The organism is Roseateles albus (assembly GCF_028595345.1).
GTDB lineage: Bacteria > Pseudomonadota > Gammaproteobacteria > Burkholderiales > Burkholderiaceae_C > Paucibacter_A > Paucibacter_A albus.
This window is the reverse complement of the sequence record NZ_JAQQXT010000006.1, coordinates 259399-283970: the sequence shown is the minus strand read 5'-3', so window position 1 is coordinate 283970 and position 24572 is coordinate 259399. Positions and strand designations below refer to the sequence as shown.

At 64.7% G+C, this 24572-nt stretch carries 18 protein-coding genes; 12 read left to right on the top strand and 6 right to left on the bottom strand.

Features of this window, described 5'->3' with window-relative positions; translation table 11 throughout:
• Window positions 1-14: 14 nt before the first annotated feature.
• Complete coding sequence (locus tag PRZ03_RS12045) at window positions 15-1853, top strand: uracil-xanthine permease family protein (protein WP_273600554.1); 1839 nt, start codon at window positions 15-17, stop codon at window positions 1851-1853.
• A 75-nt stretch (window positions 1854-1928) separates the two neighbouring features.
• On the opposite strand, the gene PRZ03_RS12040 is transcribed toward PRZ03_RS12045, so the two are convergent.
• On the bottom strand, window positions 1929-2855 hold the full coding sequence (locus tag PRZ03_RS12040) for a LysR family transcriptional regulator (protein ID WP_273600501.1): 927 nt from the start codon (window positions 2853-2855) through the stop codon (window positions 1929-1931).
• Between the two features lie 91 nt (window positions 2856-2946).
• Between PRZ03_RS12040 and PRZ03_RS12035 the strand changes: the two genes are divergently transcribed.
• Both PRZ03_RS12035 and PRZ03_RS12030 read left to right on the top strand, forming a co-directional pair.
• Entirely contained in the window at window positions 2947-3852 is a 906-nt protein-coding gene (locus PRZ03_RS12035) for a DMT family transporter (protein WP_273600499.1), read from the top strand.
• Between the two features lie 15 nt (window positions 3853-3867).
• Window positions 3868-4770 (top strand): CHAD domain-containing protein, encoded by a 903-nt coding sequence (locus PRZ03_RS12030; RefSeq protein ID WP_273600498.1) that lies wholly within the window; start codon window positions 3868-3870, stop codon window positions 4768-4770.
• Here the strand turns inward: PRZ03_RS12030 and PRZ03_RS12025 are convergent.
• Window positions 4767-5804 carry an SdiA-regulated domain-containing protein gene (locus tag PRZ03_RS12025; protein WP_273600496.1) on the bottom strand — a complete coding sequence of 346 codons (1038 nt, stop codon included), beginning with the start codon at window positions 5802-5804 and terminating at the stop codon, window positions 4767-4769. The two genes, PRZ03_RS12030 and PRZ03_RS12025, sit on opposite strands and share 4 nt — an antisense overlap.
• Before the next feature lie 272 nt (window positions 5805-6076).
• On the opposite strand from PRZ03_RS12025, the gene PRZ03_RS12020 reads away from it, so the two are divergent.
• From PRZ03_RS12020 to PRZ03_RS12010, 3 genes are all read left to right on the top strand, one after another.
• Window positions 6077-6841, top strand: coding sequence for a ParA family protein (locus tag PRZ03_RS12020; RefSeq protein ID WP_273600495.1), 765 nt, complete (start codon window positions 6077-6079; stop codon window positions 6839-6841).
• Between the two features lie 114 nt (window positions 6842-6955).
• Complete coding sequence (locus tag PRZ03_RS12015; RefSeq protein WP_273600552.1) at window positions 6956-11566, top strand: PAS domain S-box protein; 4611 nt, start codon at window positions 6956-6958, stop codon at window positions 11564-11566.
• A gap of 9 nt (window positions 11567-11575) precedes the next feature.
• Entirely contained in the window at window positions 11576-12598 is a 1023-nt protein-coding gene (locus tag PRZ03_RS12010; protein ID WP_273600494.1) for an HD domain-containing phosphohydrolase, read from the top strand.
• A gap of 15 nt (window positions 12599-12613) precedes the next feature.
• Here the strand turns inward: PRZ03_RS12010 and PRZ03_RS12005 are convergent, their stop codons facing one another.
• A complete protein-coding gene (locus PRZ03_RS12005) occupies window positions 12614-14377 on the bottom strand; it encodes a sensor domain-containing diguanylate cyclase (RefSeq protein WP_273600493.1) in 1764 nt (587 codons plus the stop codon).
• Window positions 14378-14631: 254 nt separating this feature from the next.
• On the opposite strand from PRZ03_RS12005, the gene PRZ03_RS12000 reads away from it, so the two are divergent.
• The 3 genes from PRZ03_RS12000 to PRZ03_RS11990 all read left to right on the top strand — a co-directional run bounded on the left by PRZ03_RS12000 (window position 14632) and on the right by PRZ03_RS11990 (window position 17528).
• Entirely contained in the window at window positions 14632-16182 is a 1551-nt protein-coding gene (locus tag PRZ03_RS12000; protein WP_273600491.1) for a methyl-accepting chemotaxis protein, read from the top strand.
• 31 nt (window positions 16183-16213) lie between these two features.
• The gene (locus tag PRZ03_RS11995) at window positions 16214-16969 is read left to right on the top strand and encodes a hypothetical protein (RefSeq protein WP_273600490.1); all 756 of its coding nucleotides are present in this window, start codon (window positions 16214-16216) and stop codon (window positions 16967-16969) included.
• Between the two features lie 178 nt (window positions 16970-17147).
• Window positions 17148-17528: a hypothetical protein gene (locus PRZ03_RS11990; RefSeq protein ID WP_273600489.1), complete on the top strand. Its 381-nt coding sequence runs from the start codon at window positions 17148-17150 to the stop codon at window positions 17526-17528.
• A 28-nt stretch (window positions 17529-17556) separates the two neighbouring features.
• Here the strand turns inward: PRZ03_RS11990 and nadC are convergent, their stop codons facing one another.
• Window positions 17557-18423, bottom strand: coding sequence for a carboxylating nicotinate-nucleotide diphosphorylase (gene nadC / locus PRZ03_RS11985; RefSeq protein ID WP_273600488.1), 867 nt, complete (start codon window positions 18421-18423; stop codon window positions 17557-17559).
• A gap of 14 nt (window positions 18424-18437) precedes the next feature.
• Window positions 18438-19136, bottom strand: a complete 699-nt coding sequence (locus PRZ03_RS11980; RefSeq protein WP_263532621.1) for a fumarylacetoacetate hydrolase family protein — start codon at window positions 19134-19136, stop codon at window positions 18438-18440.
• A 135-nt stretch (window positions 19137-19271) separates the two neighbouring features.
• Between PRZ03_RS11980 and PRZ03_RS11975 the strand changes: the two genes are divergently transcribed.
• From PRZ03_RS11975 to PRZ03_RS11965, 3 genes are all read left to right on the top strand, one after another.
• On the top strand, window positions 19272-20186 hold the full coding sequence (locus tag PRZ03_RS11975) for a septal ring lytic transglycosylase RlpA family protein (RefSeq protein ID WP_273600487.1): 915 nt from the start codon (window positions 19272-19274) through the stop codon (window positions 20184-20186).
• A 106-nt stretch (window positions 20187-20292) separates the two neighbouring features.
• Window positions 20293-21480 (top strand): GGDEF domain-containing protein, encoded by a 1188-nt coding sequence (locus PRZ03_RS11970; protein ID WP_273600486.1) that lies wholly within the window; start codon window positions 20293-20295, stop codon window positions 21478-21480.
• On the top strand, window positions 21477-22664 hold the full coding sequence (locus PRZ03_RS11965) for a GGDEF domain-containing protein (protein WP_273600485.1): 1188 nt from the start codon (window positions 21477-21479) through the stop codon (window positions 22662-22664). Before PRZ03_RS11970 ends, PRZ03_RS11965 begins: the two co-directional genes overlap by 4 nt.
• Before the next feature lie 11 nt (window positions 22665-22675).
• Here the strand turns inward: PRZ03_RS11965 and PRZ03_RS11960 are convergent, their stop codons facing one another.
• Entirely contained in the window at window positions 22676-24301 is a 1626-nt protein-coding gene (locus tag PRZ03_RS11960) for a GGDEF domain-containing protein (RefSeq protein ID WP_273600484.1), read from the bottom strand.
• Between the last annotated feature and the right edge of the window lie 271 nt (window positions 24302-24572).

The following is a 24572-nucleotide window of genomic DNA, read 5'->3' as shown; positions in this document are numbered from 1 at the left end:
GGCCCCCCACTGTGATGCAAGCCCTCAGCCGCTGGCTGCCCCCGTCCAAGCCGGTGCGCCGGCCCTTTGATCTGATCTACGCGGCCGATGAATGCCCGCCGCGCGGCGCGCTCGGCCTGCTGGCCCTGCAGCATGCGGCCACGGTGCTGGCCCTGATCGCCCATGTGCTGGCCGCCGCCAAGATCGCGGGCCTAAGCCTGCCGCAAACCCACTCCATCGTTGCCATGACCCTGCTGGGCATGGCCATGGGCACCGCCCTGCAGGCCTGGGGCGGGCGCTGGGGCAGCGGCACGCTGCTGGTCTTCCAGCCCGACCCGATGATGATCACCGTGGCTGCTGCTGCCATCGCCAGCTACGGCTTGGGCTCCCTGGTGCAGGTGAGCCTGATCGCTGCCGGCGTCACGCTCTGCGTGGGCCCGCTGATGCGTCATCTACGCGCCCTGTTCCCACCCACCGTGGTGGGCACGGTGGTGTGCATGGGCGGCTTAGGCCTGGTCGAGCCGGCCATGCGCAATGCCTTGGGCATACATGAAACGGCCGGCGCAGCCACCGGCTTGCAAACCCTGCAGATCGACGGCATCAGCGCCCTCATCTCGGGCACCACCCTGGCCAGCATCGTGGTGCTCTCGGTCTGGGGCGGGCGGCGCTTCAAACTGCTGGGCGTCTTGGCCGGTTTGTTGATGGGCCTGCTGATCGCAGCCCTCAGCGACCGGCTGCTGGGCCTGGAGTGGCTGCACAGCGCGCCCTGGCTGGCCCTGCCGCAGCCGATTGCACCCAGCTTCAACCTCGGGCCCGAGATCATCTTCGCCATCGTGCTGATCGCCACGCTCAACCAGCTCGACAACATCGGCTGCCTGATCGTGATGGACAAGACCGACAACGCCGACTGGAAGCGCGCCGACATGCAGATGGTGGGCCGCGGCATCCGCGCCAATGGCGCGAGTGACTTGTTGAGCGGCCTGTTCGGCAGCTTCCCCACCGCACCCAGTTCAGCCAATATCGCTCTGGTGCACGCCACCGGCTCCAGCAGCCGCTACATCGGCCTGGCCTGCGCGGCACTGTTACTGCTGGTGGCGATGAGCCCGCTGCTGACCATGGGGCTCACACTCATCCCGCAAGCCGTGCTGGGCGCCATCTCGCTCTACGCGGCGGCGTACCTGATCGTCTCCGGCATCGAGATGATCGCCACCCGAGCACTCGACAGCCGCGGCATCTTCATGGTGGGCTTGTCGCTGTGCGCCGGCCTGGCCACCATGCTGATGCCGGGCCTGAGCAAAGGCTTGCCCGATGGCCTCGCCATGCTGGCCGGCGATGGTTTTGTGGTCACCGGCGTTTGCGTGATGGGCCTGAACCTGCTGTTCCGCCTGGGGACACGCTTGCGCGCCAGCTGCGAGTTGGACACCCGCCTGGGGCCTATCAGCCACCAGCTCACCGCTTTTGTCGAGCGCCAAGGCGGCGCCTGGGGCGCCCGCATGGACATCGTCCGCCGCGCCGCCCTGGCCGCACTGGAGGCCAGCGAATCCATTCAAGCCGCAGGCGGCGGCCGCCTGCTGGTGATACGCGGCAGCTTTGATGAGTTCAACTTCAACCTGGAGCTGATTCATGAGGGCGAGCCGCTGAGTGTCGGCGCTGCGGCAGGTGACGCCTCAGCAGATACAGGCAGCGCGACAACGGTGCCCTTGGACCTGGATGCGCTGATGAACAGCGATGAGGACGATGTGGACATCAAAAGCCAACTCGACGCCGCCATGGCCCGCGTGTCAGGCGTGCTGATGCGCCACTTGGCCGACAAACTCAGCAGTGCCAGCCTTGGCGAGGGGCAGGCGGTGTTGAGATTGCATTTTGATCATTGAAAGCGCAAGAGCACCTCGTTGGCACTGAGGTCTGCAGGGCAAATGCCTTGGCCAAGTGCCCAGGCTGCCGCTTGCTCAATCCGCCAAGGCAGCCACCAAACAATCGATCCAAACCCGCAGCTTGGGCGCCACAAAGCGGTTCGATGGATAGAGCAACCAAGCCATGCCGGCATAGTCGGTGACATGCTCCCAATCCGCCAGCACAGGCAGCAAGTCCCCGCTCGCCAAGGCCTCACGCGCGACAAACTCGGGCAGGCTGGCGATACCCAAGCCGTGCAGCGCGCCCTCCAGGCGCAGTTCGCTGTGATTGGCGACATAACGCCCTTTGACCTTGACCACGAGCGCCTCGCCGCCTCGCTTGGCAAAACGCCAATGCCGGTCACGCTCGTCCTCCCCCAGATACAGACAGCTATGCCCAGCCAGTTCGCGCGGATGCACGGGTGCGCCGTGCTGGCACAAGTAGGCCGGGCTGGCGCACAGCATATGGCGCAGGCGTAGCAAAGGCCGCCCAGCCAGACCCGGCGGCGGCGCGTCGCCGACACGGATCGCCAGGTCAATCGCCTCTTGGTACAGGTCCACCGTACGGTCGGTGACGATCAGCTGCACATCGACTTGCGGGTACTGCGCCAGGAAGGCCGGCATCAGAGGGTGAATCAAATGCCGCGCGATCGCCTTGGGGCAACTGACGCGCAAGAGTCCGCTTGGCGCTGACGCTTTGTCCGCCAGGCCGCTGTCGCTCAGCGCCATCACCTCGCGCGCCGCCGCCAGCATCTGCTGGCAATGCGCATAGGCGGCCGCTCCCGCTTCGGTCAGGCGCAGTTTGCGGGTTGTGCGCTCCAGCAAGCGCACCCGCAGCAAGGCCTCCAGACGCGCCACTTGGCGACTGGCCGCCGAGGGGCTGACGCCGGCTTGCCGCGCCGCCGCCGAGAAGCTCCCGGCTTCGACCACGCAGGCAAACATGGCCATATCGGGCAGCGCGTCAAAGGAGTAATTGATGCTCACAGCACATAAGTGTTATTCCGATCGAGAGGATTATCACCACACAGGCAAAACCGAATAATGCGATCTCGACTTGCATTCACCCTAGAAAACCATGCCCAGCCTGGCCCTACCCCATCCGAATACACATTTGCTGCGCCTGTCCGACCTGATGCTCTTGCTGGTGGCCATGGTCTGGGGCAGCAGCTATGGCGTGGCCAAGGGGGCACTGGCCTTCTATCCGGTGCTGGGCTTCTTGGCGCTGCGCTTCTCTGTCACCTTTGGCTTGCTGATGCCGGCGCTGCTGCGGGCCGATGCCAAGCAGCGCCGCGACGCGTTGGTCTGCGGCCTGCCCTTGGGCGGCTTGATGCTGGCGATCTTCCTGTGCGAGACCTTTGGCGTCGCGCTGACGCAGGCCAGCAATGCCGCCTTCTTGATCAGCCTGTGCGTGGTGTTCACGCCTTTTGTGGAATGGCTGCTGCTGGGGCGGCGGCCGACGCGGGCGATGTTCGGCTTTGCCGCCGTCTCGCTATTGGGAGCGGGCATGTTGAGTGGCGCTTCTGGCGAAGGTTTGCCGGGCCGGCTGGGCTTGGGCGATGGTCTCATGCTGGCTGCGGCGCTGCTGCGCGCCGTCACCGTCTGCATGACCAGCAAACTGAGCCGTGATCGGCACGCCCCGGCTCTGGCTTTGACGGCGGTGCAGTCCGGCGTGATCGGGCTGGGCAGCCTCGGCCTGGCCCTGCTGTCGCCGGATGGCCTACCTGCCTTGCCCAGTGACGCTGCGTTTTGGTCGGCCAGCATTTATCTGATCTTGGGCTGCACCGTGTTCGCCTTCTTTGCGCAGAACTGGGCGCTCAAGCACAGCCCACCCAGCCGAGTGAGCTTGTTGATGGGCAGCGAGCCGGCCTTCGGTGCGCTGTTCGCGGTGCTGTGGCTGGGCGAGTCGCTGAGTCCGCTGGCATGGGCCGGCGGCACGCTCATCGTGCTGGCGACGCTGTGGACGAGCATGCGGCGCGGCTGAGCTAAGCTAACTGCCATGCCCAGCCCCCTCAAACCCAGCAAAGCAAGGCCCGTCAAGCTGCGCGCTGGCCTGACGCTGGAGCAAGGCTTTGCCTTGATCGCGCGCAACTGCTTGCGCCAAGTTCGGGCCAATGAGGCCGGTCTGCGGCTCAGCGAGGAGCCCGAGTTCGTCCACCAGCTGCGCGTCGGCCTGCGGCGGCTGCGCTCGGCTTTGGCATTGTTCAAACCTTGGATCACACTGCCGCCCGCCTTGGCCGACGAGATAGCCTGGCTGGGCCTGACGCTGGGCGCGGCGCGCGATGCCGAGGTGCTGGCCGGCGCCACCCTGCCCGCCGTGCTGCTGGGCAGCGCCGGTCAGGAAGAGTTAGACGGGCTGCAAAAAGCAGCCGCAACTCTGGCGCAGCGGCGCCGCCGCAAGGCCATCCAAGCCGTGAGCTCCGAGCGCTATCTGAAGCTGATGGCGAACTTGGGAAGCTGGCTCAAGGCAAAGCGCTGGCGTGAAGATTCAGCCTGCCCTGACGGCCTCGCTGCGGCGCTCGACACGGCCGCCAAGCGTATGTTGAAGCAAGGCGACAAAAAGCTGCGTCAGCGGCTGCAGAGCTTGCAAGACCAAACCACGGCCGAGAACCGGCACCGCCTGCGCATTGCCGTCAAGAAATTGCGTTATGCCAACGAGTTCTTCAGCGCCATCGCTGGCGCCAAGGTTGACGCCCGCTTGAATCAGCTGAGCGCATTGCAGGATTTGCTGGGCCAGCTCAATGACGCCGAAGTGGGCCGGCAGCAATTGCTGGAAATGGGCCGGGCTCATCCTGGCCCGGCTGCCTTTGCGCGCGGCGTCTTGTGGGCTCAGTCGCAGCAGCAGATTGAAAGTCTCGCTCCGCTGCTGCAGGCACTGGGCCCCAAGCGGCCCGGCTCTTAGGCCTGCTTGCGGCGACGCGCTTGCACGCCCAGCAAACCCAGGCCCAGGGCCATCAAGCCGTAGGTCGAAGGCTCAGGCACGGGGGCCAAGGCGGATAACACGATCAGCTGCGACTTGACATCAGACGGGGTCCCTTTGCCTTGCAATTGCTCGGCCACCAAATAGATATTGCCCAGTTCATCGACAGTCACACCTTCAATGCCGTTGTTGGGCAAGACATTGCCGAGGTCAAAGCTGCTCAGGATCACCCCCTTGCGGTTCACTTCCAGCAGTTTGCGCGAATCCAAGCTCAGCACCAGCAAGTTGTCAGCGCCAGCGCCCCCGGCCAAGGCATCCACGGAGGACAGGGTCTGCACGTCCGACAGGGATTTCAAACCCAACAAGGCCGGGTCGAACAGTTCGATCAGGTCAGTAGCGTTTCCGCCGCCCGGCGCCGAAACGCCATGTTTCGGCAGTGGAGAAACCGGCTCGCCTGTTGCCGCCGCAAAGGTCAGCTTGGCCGACTTCACGGCCTGCGGGCCGTTCTGTTTGACGGTCACAAAGCTGCCGCCGTTGCGGCTGTCATAGCTGATGCCTTCCATGCCATCGTTGCCGACCACGCTATTGCTGAGGGAGACAAAGCTGTTCTTCAACGTAGCAGTGCCATCTTTGGCATAGCTGAAGCGGTAGGCGTCCTGCAAGCGCTCCTCCCCAAGGACCAGCACGCCATTGCCCAGATAAGTCAGGCCTTCGGCATCGTTGTTGACGCTGCCGGTGCCCTTCCAGTCGAAAGCCATGTAGCCGAGGGTCGAGCCGGTCAGCGAAATCTCGACCACGCCCTTACCTTCGTCGCCGACGTAGAACAAACTCTTGCGGTCGCGTGCGTAAGTGACGGCCGAAGCCTCCAAGCCCATGCCGCCGAGATTGTCGAGTCTGTCGAGGCCATAGGTGCCCTTGACGCTGTAATTGCTCAAATTGAGGGCGGTAGCGGCATTGGCGAAGGCGGGAGCCAGTGAGGCAGCTGCGAGGGCGAGAATCAGACGGTTGAGTTTCATGGTGTGCGAGCAGAAGTGGAGCAGAAGAGGACCAGGAAAAGCCCAGGAGCTGGGCGCTCTGCGCGTCAGATTGGCGCAAAAGCGGCGCTAGTGTGGCGGCCCAATGTGACAGTTCAACGAGGCTTGTCATCAAGCATCGGCCCGGCCTGCTTCAGACCCCCTGAAGCGGGGCACTGCAGCAGTCTCAGCGCAACTCTGACGGATACCCTGAGCTCCCGGCGTCTTGCTGCAGTGCACAATAGCGCCATTGCAATTCAGCCAGGGATAAGCGAATGCGCCGCGTTGTTTTCAATCAAAAAGGGGGTGTTGGCAAGTCCACCATCACCAGCAACCTCGCGGCCATTGCCGCATATCAGGGCCGGCGCACGCTGTTGGTCGATCTGGACCGGCAGGGCAATTCCAGCCGTTATCTGCTCGGTGAGGCTGCCGATGCAGAGCAGCCCGGCGCCGCCGAGTTCTTCGAGACGACGCTGAAATTCAGCGTTCGCAACCCCAAGACCAGCGACTTCATCATCGAAACACCCTGGGAGAACCTGCACCTGATGCCGGCCAGCCCCTTGCTGGACGAGCTGCACAGCAAGCTCGAGAGCCGCTACAAAATCTACAAGCTGCGCGAGGCCCTGGTGGAGCTGGGCGAGGACTACGACGAAATCTGGATCGACACCCCGCCCTCGCTGAACTTCTACACCCGCTCGGCGCTGATCGCGGCCGAGACCTGCCTGATCCCCTTCGACTGCGATGAATTCGCCCGCCGCGCGCTCTATGAGCTGCTCGACAACGTCAAGGAAATCCAGGCCGATCACAACGCCGAGCTGGAAGTCGAGGGCATCATCGTCAACCAGTTCCAGGCCCGCGCCGCACTGCCGCAGCGCACGGTGCAGGCCTTGATAGACGAAGGTCTGCCGGTGCTTCAGCCCTATCTGAGCGCCAGCGTGAAGGTCAAGGAATCACATGAACTGGCCCGGCCGATGATCCATCTGGACCCGCGCCACAAACTGACGCAAGAGTTCGTCGCGCTGTACGAATCTCTGCGCTAGCAAGGCAGGCAGGCACGTCACAGCCTGCTAGGATCAAACGACGCATTCGCAAGCCCGCGATGCGTCACAGGTGCCATGGTGCGGCGCCACATCCGAGAGCAGCTGAACTTGAAGATGCCCAGGGGCCACAAGCGCTTGTTGCTGATGCTGCTGAGCATGGCAGCGGCGCTGCCCTTGCTGGCTTGGGCCTATCTGCACTGGGCTATCCCGCAGGCCGAAGCCAAGGCCTTTGCCAATCTGGAGGCGATTGCCCAACTCAAGACCGAGCAAGTCGAGTCTTGGCTGAGTGAGCGGCTCAGCGACGGCCACGCTTTGATGAGTAATAGCAGCCTGATCGACGAGGTGCTGAGCTTGAAAAGCGCCAGCACCGACGCCAATCAAGAGCATGTAGAACAGCAGTTACGCGCCATTCAGCAAGCCTATGGCTACGCCGCCGTTGCGCTGTTCAGCAGCTCGGCTGAGGCACTGCTGAGCAGCGGCGAGCCCTTGCAAGACAGCCCGCCGGACGCCGCCTTGGTGCGCCAAGCCCTGCAGACCGGCGAGCTGCAGCTCGGCGAGCTTGGGCCCGACAAGCAAGGCCGCATGCGCATGGATCTGCTGGTGCCGCTGATCCATCACCCTGGCGGCGCACATATGGCCGCAGGCGCGGTGCTGCTGCGCATTGATCCGCAGCAGTTCTTGTTTCCCTATATGCAGCGCTGGCCGGTGGTCAGCGACAGCGGCCAAACCCTGCTGCTGCGCCGCGATGGCGAATCGGCGCTGTTCTTGAACAATCCCCAGCACATCTCGCCTGGGGCTGAACCCTTACGGCTGCCCTTAAGTCAAAGCGAGCGGCCTGCCGCGCAGGCGCTGAGTGCCAAGGGTCCGGGCACCACGAAAGGGCTGGACCACAGACAGATCGCCGTGCTGGGCGCCTACCGGCAAGTTCGCGGCAGCTCATGGACCTTGCTCGCCAAGATGAGTCGCGATGAGGTCTTGCAGCCGGTTCGCGAGGCCCTGTTCTGGGGCGGCTTGCTGGGTTTGCTGGCGATGAGCTCGCTGTTGGCGGCCGTTGTTCAGATGCAGCGCGCCCAGCAGCGCGAGCAAGACCTGGCGTTATTGCGCAAGCAGGGCGAAGCCGAGCAGCAGATTCAGCAGTTCTTTGAGCTGCCCTTTATCGGCATGGCCAGCTCAGAGCCCGCATCCAAGACCCTGGGCCACTTCAACGACTATCTGTGCGAGCTGCTGGGCTATTCGCGCTCAGAGCTGGAACGCATGAACTGGGCCGAGGTCACGCACCCGCAAGACCTGGCCGAGGAGCTGCCGCTGTATGAGCGCGTGTTGCGCGGCGAGGCCGAGGGCTACCGCCTACAAAAACGCTTCTTCCGCAAAGATGGCCAGACCGTACACGCCGATGTCAATGTGAAATGCCTGCGCGCCGAGGATGGCAGCGTCAGCCTCTTCCTGGCCACCGTGCAAGACATCAGCGCCAGCATCAGCGCGGCCGACAAGCTGCAACGCCAGGTCGATCTTTACGCGGCGCTGTACGAATCGAATCAGGCGATTCTGCACAGCCATGACGAGCAGCATCTGTTCGAACGCATCTGCCGCAGCGCGGTCACCTTGGGCCGCCTGCGAACCGCCTGGATCGGTTTTGTTGACCCGCTCACTTTGCAGATCAAACCGCAAGCGCGTTTTGGCGCTGCGGCCGACTATATGGAACAGGTGCCGGTCAGCGTGGACCCGCTGATTCCTGGCGGCCAAGGCACTTCCGGGCAGGCCATACGGGAAGACAAGCCCCAATGGGCGCAAGACTTCATCCACGACCCGCGCACCCAGCCCTGGCTGGAATTGGGCCTTGCCAATGGCTGGGGTTCGAGCGCGTCCTTGCCGCTGCACCGCGAAGGCATTGCCTGCGGCGTACTGGTGCTGACCGCCGCCGAGGCCGATGCCTTTGACGCCGAAACGCAAGAGCTGCTGCTGGCCATGGCGAGCGAGGTGGACTATGCCTTGGCCAATTTCGACCGCGAGCGCCAGCGCGCCTTTACCGAGGCCGAGCTGCGCCGCTCCCAACGGCGTTTCGCCACGGCATTTCAGTCCAGCCCGATTGCGGCGGCCATCACGACGCTGCATGAAGGCCGCTTCTTGCAAGTGAACCGCAACTTTGAGCGCGAACTGGGCTGGCCGGCCGAAGACATCTTGGGCCGCACTTCGACCGAGATGGGTTTTTGGTACCAGGAATCGCAGCGCCAGGAATGGATGCAGGTGATCCGTGAGCAAGGCCGCTTGATTGGCTATGAGACGCAGTGGCGCACCAGCAGCGGCGAGCTGCGCACCATCAGCCTGTCGGGCGAAGTGACCGAGTTGGACGAGCAGCCCTGCGTGCTGGCCTTCGTGATCGACGTGACCGAGCAAAAAGCCACCGAGCAGCGCCTGCGCATGCTGTCCTTGGCGATCGAGCAAAGCCCGGAAAGCATCGTCATCACCGATCTGGACACCCATATCGAATATGTGAACCAGGCTTTTGTGGAATCCTCCGGCTACAGCCGCGAGGAGCTGATGGGCCAAAAGCCGTCGGTGCTGAAATCGGGCCGCACGCCCGCCAGCATCTACGCCAGCCTGTGGGCGGCCTTGAATCGGGGCCAGGTTTGGAAGGGCGAGCTGGCCAATCGCCGCAAGGACGGCAGCGAATACGCCGAGTTCGCCATCATCACGCCGATCTACCAGGCCGACGGTAAGTTGACGCATTACGTGGCACTCAAGGAAGACATCACCGAGCGCAAACGCATCGGCGAGGAGCTCAACCAGCATCGCCACCATCTGGAAGAACTGGTGGTCGACCGCACCCATGAGCTGGCGCTGGCGCGCCAAACCGCCGAGGCCGCCAACCAGGCCAAGAGCAGCTTCTTGGCCCATATGAGCCACGAGATTCGCACGCCGATGAACGCCATCATCGGCCTGAGCTATTTGCTGCGCCGCGATGAGCCGCGGCCGGGCCAGTTGGCGCGCCTGAAGAAGATTGACCTTGCGGCCGCCCATCTGCTGGCCACCATCAACGACATCCTTGACGTCAGCAAGATCGAAGCCGGCCGCCTGAGCCTGGAAGAGCGCGACTTCCACATCGATGCGCTGCTCGATCAGGTCTATTCGATGATGGCCGAGCAAGCCCATGCCAAGGGCCTGCAGCTGAGCATGGAGCGAGGTGAGGGCATGCCCGACTGGCTGCGCGGCGACCAGACCCGGCTGCGCCAGGCGCTGCTGAACTACGTCAGCAACGCGCTCAAGTTCACCGAGCAAGGCCGCATCACCGTACGGGTGCAGTTGGCCAGCACCGAGCCGGCTGGGGCTGACGCGGCGCCGCTGTTGCTGCTGCGCTTCGAGGTAGAAGACAGCGGCATAGGCATCTCCGCGCAAGCGCTGAGCACCCTGTTCCATGCCTTTCAGCAGGCCGACAGCTCTATCACCCGCAAATACGGCGGCACCGGCCTCGGGCTGACCATCACCCAGCTGCTGGCTCAGCTGATGGGTGGCGAAGCCGGGGCGCAAAGTGAACCCGGCATGGGCAGCACCTTTTGGTTCACTGCAAGGCTTGCACCGGGTGAACCGCAAGCCGCATCGCCGGCCTTGGGTGCGGCCAACGAGCTGGAGCAGGCCTTGCGCGAGCAGCATGGCGGCGCCCGCGTCTTGCTGGTCGACGATGTAGAGATCAATCTGGAGCTGGGCCGCTTGCTGCTCGAGGGCTGCGGGCTGCAGGTGGATGTGGCGCGCAACGGCCGTGAGGCGCTCGAATGTGTCGCAGCTTCGAGCTACGACTTGGTGCTGATGGACATGCAAATGCCCGAGATGGACGGCCTGAGCGCCAGCCGGGCGATACGGCGCAGCCCCGCGCACGCAAAGCTGCCGATCTTGGCGATGACGGCCAATGTGTTTGAGGAAGACCGGCAAAGCTGCCTGGAAGCTGGCATGAATGACTTTGTGGCCAAACCGGTGGAGCCGCGCGAGCTGTATGCCGCACTGTTGAAGTGGCTGCCCGCTAGGACGCCGAGCACAGCGCCGGGCACAGCGCCGGTGACAGCGCCGGGTGCAACGCCAGGCGCAGCGCCGGCAGCGCTCCCTTTGCCTGCCCTGCCCAAGCCCAAGCCACCGAACCCGGCGCTGCAAGCCTTGGGCGAGCTCGCGGGCCTGGATCATCAACACGGCCTGCAGGTCTGGCGCGACGCCCAGATCTATGGCCGCCACCTGCAGCTGTTTGCGGCCGAGCATCGCGATCTGCTGGCGCGCCTGCAGGCCGAGCCCAGCGAAGCGGCCGCCTTGCTGCACAAGGTCAAGGGCGCGGCCGGCAATTTGGGCTTGATCCAGTTGGCGCGGCTTAGCGCTGATGCAGAGAACCGGCTGCACGCCGATGCCTCGGCCGTGCTCGACGGGGCCGCGCTGCAAGCGGCCCTGGCGCAAGCCACACAGTCGATCGAGCAATTCTGCGCCGCCTTGGACGCGCAAGCCCCGGCGCCTGCGGCCGCGCTGCTGGAGCCGGCCCAAAGCCGGGCGCTGCTGCAGACCGGCCTCAGGGATTTACTCCTCAGCTTAGATGCCGATAACCCGGAGTTGGTGGAGCCACTGCTGGCCCAGTTGGCAGGGCTGCTGCCGCCCGAGCAGTTGCAGCCGATATTGACGGCGGTCGAATCCTTTGACTTCAGGGCGGCAGAACTCGCCACCGAAGAACTCGCTGCCCGCTTGAACCTTGCCTAGAAAGCGCCCATGCCCATGCCGAACTCGCCGCTCTTGATCGTTGATGACGACCCGAGCAACCTCGCGGTGCTGCGCCAGATCCTGTCGCCGTATTACGCCTTGGTGTTCGCCCGCAGCGGGCCCGACGCCATGGCCGCGGTGCGTAAACACGCGCCGGCGCTGGTCTTGCTGGATGTGCAGATGCCCGGCATGGATGGCTATAGCGTGTGCCGCCAACTGAAGGCCGACGCGGCCACGCAGGCTATCCCGGTGATCTTCGTCACATCCCTGTCCGAGGTCGGTGACGAAGCGCGCGGCTTTGCCGCCGGCGCGGTGGACTACATCATCAAGCCGGTCTCGGCGCCCATCGTGCTGGCGCGGGTGAAGACGCATCTGTCCCTGGTGGGCGTGGCGCAGCTGGAGCAGGTCTATCACGACGCCATTTATATGCTGGCCGCCGCCGCCCACCTGAAAGACAAAGACACCGGCGCCCATATCTGGCGCATGGGCGCCTATGCCGGCGCGATCGCCAGCGCCTGCGGCTGGAGCCGCGCCGAGCGCCGCCTGCTGGAGTTGGCCGCGCCTATGCATGACACCGGCAAGATCGGCATCCCCGAAACGCTGCTGTGCAAGCCCGGTGCCCTTGACGCCGCCGAGTTCGCCTTGATGAAAACGCACTCGCAGATCGGCTTTGAAGTGCTGTCCATGAGCCAGGCGCCGGTGTTCAAGCTGGCGGCCGAGATCGCGCTATGCCACCACGAAAAATGGGACGGCAGCGGCTACCCCGGCGGCCTCAAAGGCGCGGCCATCCCGGAGTCGGCGCGCATCACCGCCATCGCCGATGTGTTCGACGCGCTGGGCATGCGCCGGCCCTACAAGCCGGCTTGGCCGATGGAGCGGGTGCTGGCCACCGTGGTGGAAGGCGCAGGCACGCATTTCGAGCCCCGGCTGGTCGAGGCCTTTATGTCCATCCTGCCGCAGATTCAGGCCATCAAGGAAGAATGGGACGAACGCGAGGCCACCGGCCCTATGACCATGCCGGCCGAGTTGTGAAACGGTCCGGTGGCCTCAAGCCTGCGCCGGCGCGACCCGGTTGCGCCCCAGATGCTTGGCTTCGAACAATTTGGCATCCGCCGCATTGATCAAATCCTCCAGGCGCGCGGCCTGAACTCGTTCGGCCACGCCGATGCTGGCCGTTAGCAAGGGCGCCACATTATTGAGTGCGGGTCGGCTGTTCTCGATCGACAGACGCAAGCGTTCGGCCAGCAGGCAGGCTTGCTGCAAGTCGGTCTCGGGCATCAAGAGCACAAACTCCTCCCCGCCCCAACGCGCCAAGATGTCGCCGGCTCGGCAACATTGTTCAAGCAAGCGAGCCACCTTGACCAAGGCCTTGTCGCCGGCAGCATGGCCCATTTCGTCATTGATCTGTTTGAAGTGATCGAGATCGAGCATGATCAAACTCAGTGGCCGGCTGTTGCGCAGCGATGTGCTCCAAGGGGCCGCCGCCTGCTCCAAAAAGGCGCGACGGTTGCGCAACTGGGTCAGCGGGTCCAAACGCGCCATTTGCTCGGCGCGCAAGGCCGCATCTTGCTGTTGCCGCACCCAGAAAGCCAAGGCCAGGGCCAAGAGGCTGGCCTCGAACATCAGCCCGACCTCCAGCGCATGAAAGGTCCAGGTCTTGAAGGGAATAACGCTCCAGGTCGACAAGGTTGTGACCAAGGTACCCACCATGCCGCACAAGGCCGCGATCAAAAAGTAGCGCCCGGCGCGCCGGCGCTGCCGCAAGGTGAGCCAGCCCAGCCCGACCATCGCGAAGGTAAAGATCGTCACAAAAAAGAACGCCAATAGCGTCGCCACAAGATGCCAGTCACCCAACACGGCGGCCAACATCCACAGCAGGCCAAGCCCGCAAAACCACTGCACCGCCCGCAAGGCGCGGGGCGCGTGTTCACGCAAGGCCAAAAAGCGCGCTGCAAAGAGCAGGCCGCTGCAGCCAAACAACACAATCAACACCACGATGATGTAGCGCTGCCAATAGACGGTGCCGGGCCAGAACCAGGCCTGGCCATGGCCGGTGTAGGCCATATTCATCGCAATCAGCGTGGCCAGATAGAGCGCGTAATAGAGGTAGCTGCGTTGGCGCAGGCCGGCGAACAGCAGCAAGTTGTAGACGCACAGCGCAAACAAAAAGCCGTACACCAGACCGTAGAAATAGCCGCTGTGCAGCCGGCGCTGAGCCAATTGCTCCGGTGTCACGAGTTCCAGCGGCAGCAGCATCGGGTCCACCGAGGCGACGCGCAAGAACAGCTCGCTGTCACCTGGCGGCAGCTGCAGCGCAAACACGAAGCCCAGCACCGGGGTCAGGCCTTGCGCGCCCGCTTGCTCGTCACCGGTGTGCACTTGTGTGAGCAGCTTGTCGCCTTGCAGCTGATAGAGCGCCACGCTGTCCAGCCAGGTGGTTCCGGCCAGCAAGCGCATCTCCACGGCCTGCGCGCCGGGATTGTGCAGCGCCAGCCGCAGCCAGACCGGCGGCGCGCCGATGCCGAAGTTCAGCACTTGTTGCTGGCCCGGCTTGAACTTGCCGGCCCGCTGCAAGGCCTGGGCCTGCGCCAGATCCAGCGGCTGTGCCAAAGCTTCACCCGGCGTCTCGATGAAAACCTCGGTCTGCAGGCCGAGCGAACCACCGGGCAAGCCTGTCAAACCTGTCGAACCCTTTACAAGCAAGGGCTCCGCGCCCACCCGCCCTGCCTGCAGCAGCAGCAGCAACAAGATCAGCAGCAGGATCGGCAGCTTCAGCAGCAGCTTCAGCCAAAGGCGCGAGCCCCCGCTCACGGCTTCGGCTCGCCAACGCGACGCCAATGGCCTGAAGATCACAGCGGTGCAATGGCTTGAGCTCACCCACTCAGTCTAAGCCGACACACACCCGCCGCATTGAAGAAAAGCCAGTGTGAGCAGGCGCAATTTGGCCCGGACTCAAGATTGCCAAGCCCGCGCCGATAGCTGAAGATGCGCCTATCGCCCTGCGCCCAACAGGGCTTTGCCCGCCGGCCCGCTCGTCTCGAAGAATCTTTCTCATGGAGTCCCGCATGAAACTGAATCTGGCCCAACGCATCCTGCTGTCCAACGTCATCTTGCTGACGGTTTTCTTGGCGGTCATTGCGGCCATCATGGTGATGATGGGGCGCATGGACAAAGTCAATGACGACATCAACGACAACAATATCCCGCAGCTGACCAGCCTCTCGGCGCTGAACGATTCGGTCAACGGGCGCGGCATCGCCATACGCAATTTGGCCCTGCTGCCCGCCGCCAAGCACGAGGCCGAGATTGCCACCTTATTGAAAATGCGCGAGCAGGGCAATGAGGCGATCAAACACATCCGCGAACAGTTCGTGCCCGGCGACGCCACGGCCGAAGAAATCGCCGAGGCCAAGGACATCATCGCCAAAAACCTGGCCTCGCGCGCGCTGGTGGACGAACTGCTGGCGCTGATCAAGGACGGCAAAAAGGATGAATACGTCGAGCTGCTGTACGGCCGTTACGACGGGCTGGAGGACGAAATTTTGGCCCGGCTCGACAAGCTCAGCACCCAGTTGGAAGAAGCCGCCCGCAAAGACGGTGAAAGCGCTGCGGCCGCCTACGACAACGCCCGCCTGACCGCGATCATTGGCTTGGGGCTCGCCGTCGCCTCGGCGGCCTTGCTGGGCTTCACGCTGCGCCGCTATGTCTTGCAGCGCCTGGGCGCCGACCCCACCGATCTGGCCGAGATCGCCCAGCGCATCGCCGCCGGCGACCTGCGCGCGCTCAAGCACAACGGCGTGACCTTCCAAGGCAGCGTGATCGAGGCCATGGCGACGATGCAGCAATCGCTCTCAAACCTGGTCAAAGCGGTGGGCGATAACGTCAATGCGGTGGTCAGCGCCAGCGAAGAAATCGCCCATGCCAGCCATGACCTGAGCAACCGCACCGAGCAGCAGGCGGCCAATCTGGAGCAAGTCGCCGCCACCGCGCAAGAACTTAACAGCAGCGTGCAGCGCACCTCGGCCTCGGCTCACGAGGCGCATCAACTGTCCAACGCCACCAGCCAAGCGGCCGATGCCGGCGGCGAGGCGGTGGGCCGGGTGGTCAGCACCATGGAGCAGATTCAGGCCTCCTCGCGCCAGATCGGCGAGATCAGCTCGGTCATCGACGGCATCGCTTTCCAGACCAATATCCTGGCCCTGAACGCCGCCGTCGAGGCAGCGCGGGCCGGCGAGCAAGGGCGCGGCTTTGCGGTGGTGGCCAGCGAGGTGCGCAGCCTGGCGCAGCGCAGCGCCGAGGCGTCCAAGCAGATCGGCGCCTTGATCGCCCGCTCGACCGAGACCGTCAATGACGGCGCCAGCCTGGTCGACAAGGCCCGCCACACCATGGAAGAGTTGCGCGGCTCGGTGCAAAAAGTGCAAACCATGATCAGCGAGATATCGAGCGCCACCCAAGACCAAGCGACCAGCTTGGGCGAGGTCTCGCAGGCGATTCGCCAGCTCGATGAGATGACGCAGCAAAACGCCGCCATGTTGGAAGAGACCACCGCCTCTTCGGACAATCTGCGCCGCATGGGCAGTGATCTGAAGCAGCACACCGATCGTTTCCAAGTCTAGTTCGGCCAAGCCAATGCCTCGAAAGGCGATCATGATGAAACAAGATTCGCGCGTAAACGTCAGCGTCTGCCTCAGGCCGGCCGCTTGGGGCTTGTTGGCGCTGGCCTGCGCCGGCCCTGCCTTGGCCGGGCGCCCCTTGTCCAGCGATGACGCCGCCACCGCCGACCCCGGCAGCTGCCAGCTGGAGGGCTGGGGCGAGAAGGTCGGCAGCAGCCGCGCGCTGGTGTTGGCGCCGGCCTGCGGCATCGTTGAAGGCCTGGAAATCGACGTCGACTACACCCATCCGCATCCGCGCGACGAGATCCGCGGCGAAAGCGGCTTCGCGGTCAAATGGGCGCCCAAAAGCTGGGGGCTGTTGACCTCGGCCGGGCAGATCAACTTCGGTCTCAAGGCAGGCGTCGGTTTCGAGCGCCCGAGTGACAGCGGCTGGCGGCGCAATGGCCAGGGCTTGCTGGGCCTGGCGACGCTGGTGGTCAACGAAGATTTTGCCCTGCATGCCAATCTGGGGCCGCATCAAGACCGCGCCAGCGGCCTGACCGGCACGGCGCTGAATCTGGCGCTGGTCTGGGTGCCCAGCCCCATGGGCCTCCTGTTCGCCGAGGTGCAAAGCAATGATCGCCGCAGCGTCTTTGGCGGCACGCAGCGCACCGTGGGCGGCCTTTGGTGGGTGACACCGGACAAGCTGGGCCTGAGCCTGACCGTCGGCCAGCAAGCCGGCAGCAGCCAGACGCAATGGACGCTGGGCTTTGGCTGGTATGGCCTGACGGCTTGGGAAGCGAGCCCTTGATTTCTGCTTCAGCCTCTACCTTAGCGTCTGCTTAAACGCCTGTTTTCGTGATTTTTTGCTCAAACCCGGGCCAACCCACCCCCTCGGGCAAGGGTGGCGCGTCAAGGCCGCTGGCCTTAAGCTGGCAACATAGTTTTCAGGCACCTGGGGTGCCGCTCCACCACAAAGGTTGAATCCCATGAAGCGCAATATCACCGCCATCGTCCTGTCCAGCCTGAGCCTGCTGGCCGGCGTCGCTCAAGCCGCCAGCCCCGCCGCCAACGAATCGGCCGCCGGCAAGGCGCTGCGCGCCGAATGCGCCAACAAATACAGCGCCAACTACACGCAGGCCGATCAAGCGCAAGCTTCGGGCGCCGCAGAGTACACCTTTGTGTATCACAAGGGTCAGTACAAGGGCGAGCATGTGGCCGGCCAAAGCCTAGACTGCACCGAGCAGCAATACGCCTCTTACCTGAACACGGTCGACCTGGACCGCGTGATGAACGCCTACCCGACCGCCGCCGGCCGCCCCAGCATCAAGGCGCCACGCCTGCCGCGCACGCCAAGCGCCGGGAAGTAAAGCTCAGAAAGGGCCGTTACAGCGGCCCTTACAGCGGCCCATCGACGCGCATCGAGTAGTCGACCGCCCGCACATCCTTGGTCAGGCGGCCGATCGAGATGCGGTCGACGCCGGTGGCGGCGATCCAGCGCAGCTGATCGAGTGCCACGCCGCCCGACACCTCCAGCAGCGCACGGCCCGCGCTCAAGGCGACCGCCTCGCGCATCATGGGCTCGCTGAATTCATCCAGCAGCACACTGAGCGCGCCGCCGTCCAGCGCTTCCTGCAACTCGGCCAGCGATTCCACTTCGACCTGGATGCTCACCCCCGCATTCAAAGCCTGGGCGGCCTTCAGCGCCGCGCTGACGCCGCCGGCGGCGGCAATGTGGTTTTCCTTGATCAGAATGCCGTCATACAGCGCCAGCCGCTGATTGGCGCCGCCACCCGTGCGCACCGCATATTTCTGTGCCAAGCGCAGGCCCGGCAGGGTTTTGCGGGTGTCCAGCACCAGGCAGCCGCGCGGGTTCGTGCTGGCGCCGGCAATGGCCTGGACATGCGCGCGGGTCAGCGTCGCGGTGCCCGACAAGAGCTGCAAAAAGTTCAGCGCCGGCCGCTCGGCCGAGAGCAGCAGCCGGCCGTCGGCCTCGATGCGGCAGACCACGGTGTCGGCGTTCATCAAGGCGCCTTCGTCGTACAGCCATTCAATCCGGCTGGAGGCATCAAGTGCCGCGAACACGCCCTCGAACCAATCGCGTCCGCACAGCACGGCCTGCTCGCGCACCCGTACATGGGCCTTGACGCGGCGCCCGGCCGGCACCAGCTGCGCGGTCCAGTCACACAGGCCGATGTCCTCCAACAGGGCATCGCGGATATTGCGCTGGCGCGCCTCGGAAAGGGTTTCGTTGTGGTCAAACATGGATAGGCAGGAATTTAGTCGCGCGCGCTGATGGTCAAGCGGATGTCGGGCAGGCCGGCAATCTGGCCGGTGATCACATCGCCGGGCAAGACCGGCCCGACGCCTTCGGGCGTGCCGGTGTAGATCAAGTCGCCGGGCTGCAGATGGTAGAGCTGAGACAGATTGGCAACGATTTCGGCCACGTTCCAGATCATGTCGGACAAGTCACCACGCTGTTTTTCTACGCCGTTGACGGACAGCGTTATGGCACCGGCGCCCATGGGCCCCGTCTCGCTGGCCCGCACCAGCTCGGTGATGATGGCTGACTGATCAAAGCCCTTGGCGGTGTCCCAGGGCCGACCATTCGCTTTTGCCTCGGCTTGCAGGTCGCGCCGCGTCATGTCCAGGCCGGCGGCATAGCCCCAGACCGCCGCGCGGGCCACCTCGGGCGTCACCTTGAACACCGGCGCGCCCAAGGCCACCACCAGCTCCATCTCGTAGTGGTAATTCTTGGTCGCGGGCGGGTAGGCCACCGCGCTGCCGGACGGCACCAGCGCGCAGGCCGGCTTGCTGAAGTAGAACGGCGGCTCGCGGTCCGGGTCCGAGCCCATCTCGCGGGCATGGGCGGCATAGTTGCGGCCCACGCAGAAGATGCGCGAGACGGCATAACGGGCGCTGCTGCCACGCACGGCCACGCTGGGCTGAACCGGCGGGGTGAAGATGTAGTCGCTCATATTCACTTGCTGAAAAAGAAGGTTCGCGCAGCATACGACTGTTCGCGCTGCTTGGTCGGCACGCCGAAATGGTTTAGGGTAGCGCCCATGTCAAGAATTCTGCGCTTTTGCCAAGACTCGGTTTGCCAAAGTTTGATGCCACTGCTGGTCGCCGCCGCCTTCGGCTTGGGCGGCTGCGCCAGCCGCTCGCCACTCACCCCCGCCTACAGCGACAAAGACGGCCCCGAGGCCATCATCCCGCCCAATCTGCAGCAAGTGCCCAATGCCTTGCCTCAGCTCGAACCCATACGCAAAGGCGGGCCCAACAAGCCTTATGAGGTGTTGGGCCAGCGCTATGAGCCGATCACCGAGGACAAGCCCTTGAGCGAGCGCGGTCTGGCCTCCTGGTACGGCAAGAAGTTCCATGGCCGCTCGACCAGCAGCGGCGAAATTTACAATATGTACGCGATGACGGCGGCGCACCCGACCATGCCGATTCCGAGTTACGCCCGCGTGCGCAACCCTTCCAATGGGCGCGAAGTGCTGGTGCGCATCAATGATCGCGGGCCGTTTCATTCAACCCGCATCATCGACCTGAGCTACACCGCCGCGTTGAAGCTGGACATCTTGCGCGGTGTCACGCCGGTCGAGGTGGAGCGCATCACTTTTGAGGACATTCGCACCGGCGCCTGGCGGCGCGGCAGCGGCGATGAGATCGCCCCACTGGGCGACGCGCCGGTGTTCGCGGCGGCCCAGCCGGTCGGCGCGCCGCAGCCCGACAGCATCAAGACCCTGGCGCCCACGGTCCCGGTGGTCACGTCGCCGCGGCATGCCGCGCCGGGCTTTTGGGTGCAGATGGGTGCTTACGCCAAGCTCGATGGCGCCGAACAGTTCCGCCAAAAGCTGCTTGTGGAGCTGGACTGGATGGCGCCGCTGCTGGCGGTGTTCAAAGACGGCGGCTTGCACCGCCTGCAAGCCGGCCCGTTCAGCTCGCGCGACGATGCGCGCCAAGCGGCCGAGCGCGTCAAGCATGCGCTGAATATGAACGCCCTGGTCGTGGAACGACGCTGACACAGAATCACTGTTGTGAAGACTGCGCTTGTGTCTGCCTCGGCGCTGGGCGATCATGGGGGTCAGATCTTGCGCGCTCTATGCGCGCGCCCGCATGCCCACACCCATGCCCCCATTTGACGCCAACACGCTCTCGCTCGTAACTGCCGTAGTCAACGGCTTCATGGCCCTTGTTTGGCTGGTGATGGTGCGCTCGTTCCGGATCGCGCCGGCGGCCAGCCGGCTCTTGAGCGCCGCCTATTTCTTGTTCATACCCAGCCTGCTGTGCCTGCAATGCCAGAGCTGGTGGCCCAGCGCTTTCGGGATCTGGCCGCAGTCTTTTTGCAGTCTGGCCGGCTTTGCCCTGATGAGTTTGGGCGTGCGTCGTTTGATGCGCTTGCGCCAGCATTGGGGCGATGTGGCCGTCATCACCGGCGCTGCGGCCTTGTTGATGCTGAGCGGCGCAGGGGCCGGGCCCAACTTGCCAGCGCTGGTCTTGGCCACGGCGCTGCTCTCGCTTCTGTGCGCACGCGATATCTGGAGCGGCGGGCGGGCGCTGCAAGCGGCTTGGCTGACCGCCCTGCTGGCGCTGCCTTTCAGCTTGACCGGACTGCTCTTGCTGGCGCGCACCGCCAGCCTTTGGTGGTTGGCGGGGGCCGAGGGCTTCTTCATGCAAGGCAATGCCGACCGCGCCACGCTGGCCTGGCTCTACCTGCTGATGACGCTGATGATTGCCTTAGGCTTGGTAAGCATCGTCGTGATGCGCTTGATTGCGCGCATTCATTACATGACGCTGCGCGACCCCTTGACCGATGCGCTGAACCGGCGCGCCTTCGGCGCCGAGCTGCAGACCTTGCAGGCGCAGGTAGAGCGTGGCCATCAGCACAGCTTGGTGATGCTGGATGTTGACCACTTCAAACGCATCAATGACCGGCTGGGGCATGCGGCCGGCGACGCGGCGCTGCTGCATCTGGTGGCGGTGCTGCAGGTCAATATGCGCGAGCTGGACCGCCTGGGCCGGCTCGGCGGCGAAGAGTTCTGCCTGCTGCTACCGCATACGTCCCAGCAAGATGCCAGCCGCGTGGCGCAGCGGATCTGCGAAGCCTTGCGCCAGCAAGGCTTGCTGTGGCAAGGCGCTTCGGTGCCCTTGACGGCGAGTTTTGGCGTGGTCGCCTGCCAGCCCGGCGACCCTCAGGGCGACAGCACCTTGGCGATGGCCGACTGGCTGGTTTACCGCGCCAAGTCCGCCGGGCGTGACCGCATCTGCGTGGCCGACCCCGACATGATGCTGGGCCGCATGGTGACACCAGCATGAGCGCAGGCCTGGGCACCGATCCCCTGACGCTGCTGGCGGCAACCATGCTGCTGTACTTCGTCGCCTGCGTGGCCTGGCTCTTGTTGGCCATGGCGGCGCGGGTGGCGCCGCGCGTGTCACTCGGCTTGGCGCTGGCCAATGGCTTGTTGACGGCTGCGCTGGCTTGTCTATCGTTGCGGGGCCAGACCTCGGTGTGGCTGGCGTTCTGGGGCGCGGATGTGTTGGCGCTTGCCACCCTGGCGAGCTTGCGCCTGGTGATGCCGGCCTTGAGCGATGGGCGTGATCAGGCTTCGAACCCTGCGCTGGCATGGCCCAGCGCCCTGGGCCTCTTGTTGCCTGCGGCTCTGGCGCTGGCCTGGCTGCCTTACGAGGGCGATATGCGCTGGCAGACCCGCATCGTCTTCGGCAGCGGCCTGGCCCTGACCTTGCTGGCCGCGGTTGATGCCTGGCGGCAGTTGCGGGCTCGCCTGTCACTGCGTTTGGCCAGTCAGCTGGCGGCGCCCTTGTTTGTGATTGCGCTGCTCTTGCTGCTGCCGCTGGTGAATTCGCTGATCCGCCCGACGGTGGCTTTTGATCTGCTGCGGAACAGCGAATTTCAGCTCGCTTGGGGCTGGGCCATGCTGGGCCTGGGCCTGTTGATCAACGCCACCATGGCGCTGCTGGTGTTGGCGCGCGTGGTGCTGGACATCCAGCGCCTGACCCGCTTGGACCCGCTGACCGCCGTATTGAACCGGCGCGCGCTCAGCGAGGCCATTGATGACGAGCACCTGCGCTTGCAGCGCGGCAAGCCCTATGCACTGGTGATGATTGACATGGACCACTTCAAGCAGCTCAACGATAACCTGGGCCACGCCGCGGGCGACGCGGCGCTGCTGCGCGCGGTGCAGGTGCTCAGCCCTTGCGTGCGCGATGTGGACCGGCTCGGTCGCCTCGGCGGCGAGGAATTCTGTGTGCTGCTACCGCTGACCGATCTGGCCGGCGCTGCGCTGGTGGCCGAGCGCATGCGTCACAACATGGAGGCCAGCAGTTTTGAGTGGCAAGGCAAAACCTGGCCCCTGACCGCCAGCTTCGGCGTGGCCGAGGCGCTGCCCGAAGATGTCAGCGCCGACGCGGTGCTGCGGCGCGCCGACAAGGGTATGTATCGCGCCAAGGCGCAGGGGCGCAATTTGGTTCAGGAAGCTTAGGTCAATTGTTTTTAGGCCAGCGCCACCCGGTTGCGGCCCAGGTGTTTGGCCCGATACATCGCGCTTTCGGCCCGACTCAAGAGCAGATCGGTCGCATAGGGCGGTGCGTTGGCCAGGCCTATGCTGAGCGTCACGTCCAGCCCCTCGGCCAGCCGCGCCCAAGGGTGCTGTTCGACCGTTTGGCGCAGGCGCTCGCAGACCTCAAAGGCGCGGTCGGCGCTGGTGTCGGGCAAGACCATCAAGATTTGCTCGGCGTCCAGCCGCAGGAGCAGGTCACTGCCGCGCGTGTTGTCACGCAGCATCTGCGCCAAAACCTGCAGGATGTTTTGAGCCACGCCCTCGCCATGGTGGGCGGTGATGGAGCCGAGTCGGTCGATGTCCACCAAGGCCAGGGTGAGTGCCGCGCCGCGCTGCTCGGCCGCGTGCATCAGGCCCGGCAAGCGCAGCTCCATGCAGCGCCGCGTACCCAGACCGGTCAAGGGGCAGCGCAAACCGGCTTCCTCGTCGAGCGCTGCGCTGTCGGCGCCCGGTCCCTCGCCGGCCAAGGCCCGCTCAGCCTCGATGCGGCTGACCACAAAGCGTGCTTGAGCCGTCAGCTGCGCGACCGTGCGATTGCGCTCGCCAGCCTGATAGAGCTCCAGATGTGCGAGCGCCCGGGCGCTATCGCCCAGCGCCTTGTGCGCCCGGTATGCGGCATGCTGCAGCCGCTGCCAAACGGCCTGCTGGGTCAGCCCCGTCGCCTCAGCCAATAAAACATCCAGGGCCAGCGCGGCTTCGGCCGCGTGCCCGCGCAATAAATCAAGCTCGGCCAAGGAGCAGCGCGCGCGCCGGTCCAAGGCGGTGAAGTGGTGCTCCCTGATCACGGCAAGGGCCGCTTGCAAGACGCGCTGTGCTTCGTCCAGCTCGCCTTGATGCAGCAGCACTTCGCCCGCATTGCTCTCGCTCAGCGCCAGCAAAAACGCATCGCCCAGCACCAGCGCATGAGGGCGCACCAGCGCGGCATGGTGGCGCGCCCGCTGCAGCGCATCGGCAGCCTGGCGCTGATGGTCAGCGTGACTGCTGTGGCGCAGCAGATGGAACATGCCGAGCGCCACGGTGGCCAGATTGTTGTGCGAGATCATCAATTCAAAATCGCTGGCCGCGCTGCCCAGCAGGGACGAAGCTTCATGCATCAGCCGCTCGGCCTGCCAAGGGTCGCCCATGCGCTCAAGACAGGCGCCGACGGCGTTCAGCGCGATCGCGATCAAGGCTTTGTTGTCCAGTTGCCGGGCGCGCGCCAAGCTCTCATTGACATAGCCCAGCGCCGCCTCGAACTCGCCCAAATCGGCCGCAGCGAAGGCCATCCAGCGCAACAGTTCACACAAGGCGGTGCCACTGCCCTGTTCACGAAAACCCGGCAGCAGCGCCTGGCCGGCGCTCAACATTGCCACCATTTCACCGCGCCTGAACAGGAAGAAGGCCCGCAGCATGCCGGCCTCCAAATGCTCTGCGCTATAGCCGCGCTGCCCAGCCGCCATCCAGGCCTGCGTGGCCAGCTTCAAACCCAACTCCAGATTGAGCTGCTTTTGCGCGCGCGCGCTCGCCAGCCACTCAACGATTTGCTCGCCACTGACCTCCTCGGGACGGAGCTCCTGCATACCTGTCTTCCTTCGCACTTGACCAGGGCGCAAGCGTAGCCGATCCGGGCGCAAGTGCTGAGCCCGCGAATGAGGGTGGCTGATTCAGCTCAAAAACTGTTGGACTCTTGCCTTCCCCTAGCTTTAAGGCCGGGCTCTGCATCGCAGCTGCGGTTCAGGCGAAAGATCCGCCCGATCAAGGCCGTCTGACAGTCATCCATCGCATCCAGCTTGGGACTTGGACTGGCCCTGCCTAAGATCGCGCCCTCCATGAGCTCCCGCTCGGCAGCCC

Excerpts from the sequence above, each read along its gene's own strand:
- PRZ03_RS12045 (WP_273600554.1), top strand. The coding sequence starts at position 15 with ATGCAAGCCCTCAGCCGCTGGCTGCCCCCGTCCAAGCCGGTGCGCCGG.
- PRZ03_RS12035 (WP_273600499.1), top strand. The coding sequence starts at position 2,947 with ATGCCCAGCCTGGCCCTACCCCATCCGAATACACATTTGCTGCGCCTG.
- PRZ03_RS12030 (WP_273600498.1), top strand. The coding sequence starts at position 3,868 with ATGCCCAGCCCCCTCAAACCCAGCAAAGCAAGGCCCGTCAAGCTGCGC.
- PRZ03_RS12025 (WP_273600496.1), bottom strand. The coding sequence starts at position 5,804 with ATGAAACTCAACCGTCTGATTCTCGCCCTCGCAGCTGCCTCACTGGCT.
- PRZ03_RS12020 (WP_273600495.1), top strand. The coding sequence starts at position 6,077 with ATGCGCCGCGTTGTTTTCAATCAAAAAGGGGGTGTTGGCAAGTCCACC.
- PRZ03_RS12015 (WP_273600552.1), top strand. The coding sequence starts at position 6,956 with ATGCCCAGGGGCCACAAGCGCTTGTTGCTGATGCTGCTGAGCATGGCA.
- PRZ03_RS12010 (WP_273600494.1), top strand. The coding sequence starts at position 11,576 with ATGCCCATGCCGAACTCGCCGCTCTTGATCGTTGATGACGACCCGAGC.
- PRZ03_RS12000 (WP_273600491.1), top strand. The coding sequence starts at position 14,632 with ATGAAACTGAATCTGGCCCAACGCATCCTGCTGTCCAACGTCATCTTG.
- PRZ03_RS11995 (WP_273600490.1), top strand. The coding sequence starts at position 16,214 with ATGATGAAACAAGATTCGCGCGTAAACGTCAGCGTCTGCCTCAGGCCG.
- PRZ03_RS11990 (WP_273600489.1), top strand. The coding sequence starts at position 17,148 with ATGAAGCGCAATATCACCGCCATCGTCCTGTCCAGCCTGAGCCTGCTG.
- nadC (WP_273600488.1), bottom strand. The coding sequence starts at position 18,423 with ATGTTTGACCACAACGAAACCCTTTCCGAGGCGCGCCAGCGCAATATC.
- PRZ03_RS11980 (WP_263532621.1), bottom strand. The coding sequence starts at position 19,136 with ATGAGCGACTACATCTTCACCCCGCCGGTTCAGCCCAGCGTGGCCGTG.
- PRZ03_RS11975 (WP_273600487.1), top strand. The coding sequence starts at position 19,272 with ATGCCACTGCTGGTCGCCGCCGCCTTCGGCTTGGGCGGCTGCGCCAGC.
- PRZ03_RS11970 (WP_273600486.1), top strand. The coding sequence starts at position 20,293 with ATGCCCCCATTTGACGCCAACACGCTCTCGCTCGTAACTGCCGTAGTC.
- PRZ03_RS11965 (WP_273600485.1), top strand. The coding sequence starts at position 21,477 with ATGAGCGCAGGCCTGGGCACCGATCCCCTGACGCTGCTGGCGGCAACC.
- PRZ03_RS11960 (WP_273600484.1), bottom strand. The coding sequence starts at position 24,301 with ATGCAGGAGCTCCGTCCCGAGGAGGTCAGTGGCGAGCAAATCGTTGAG.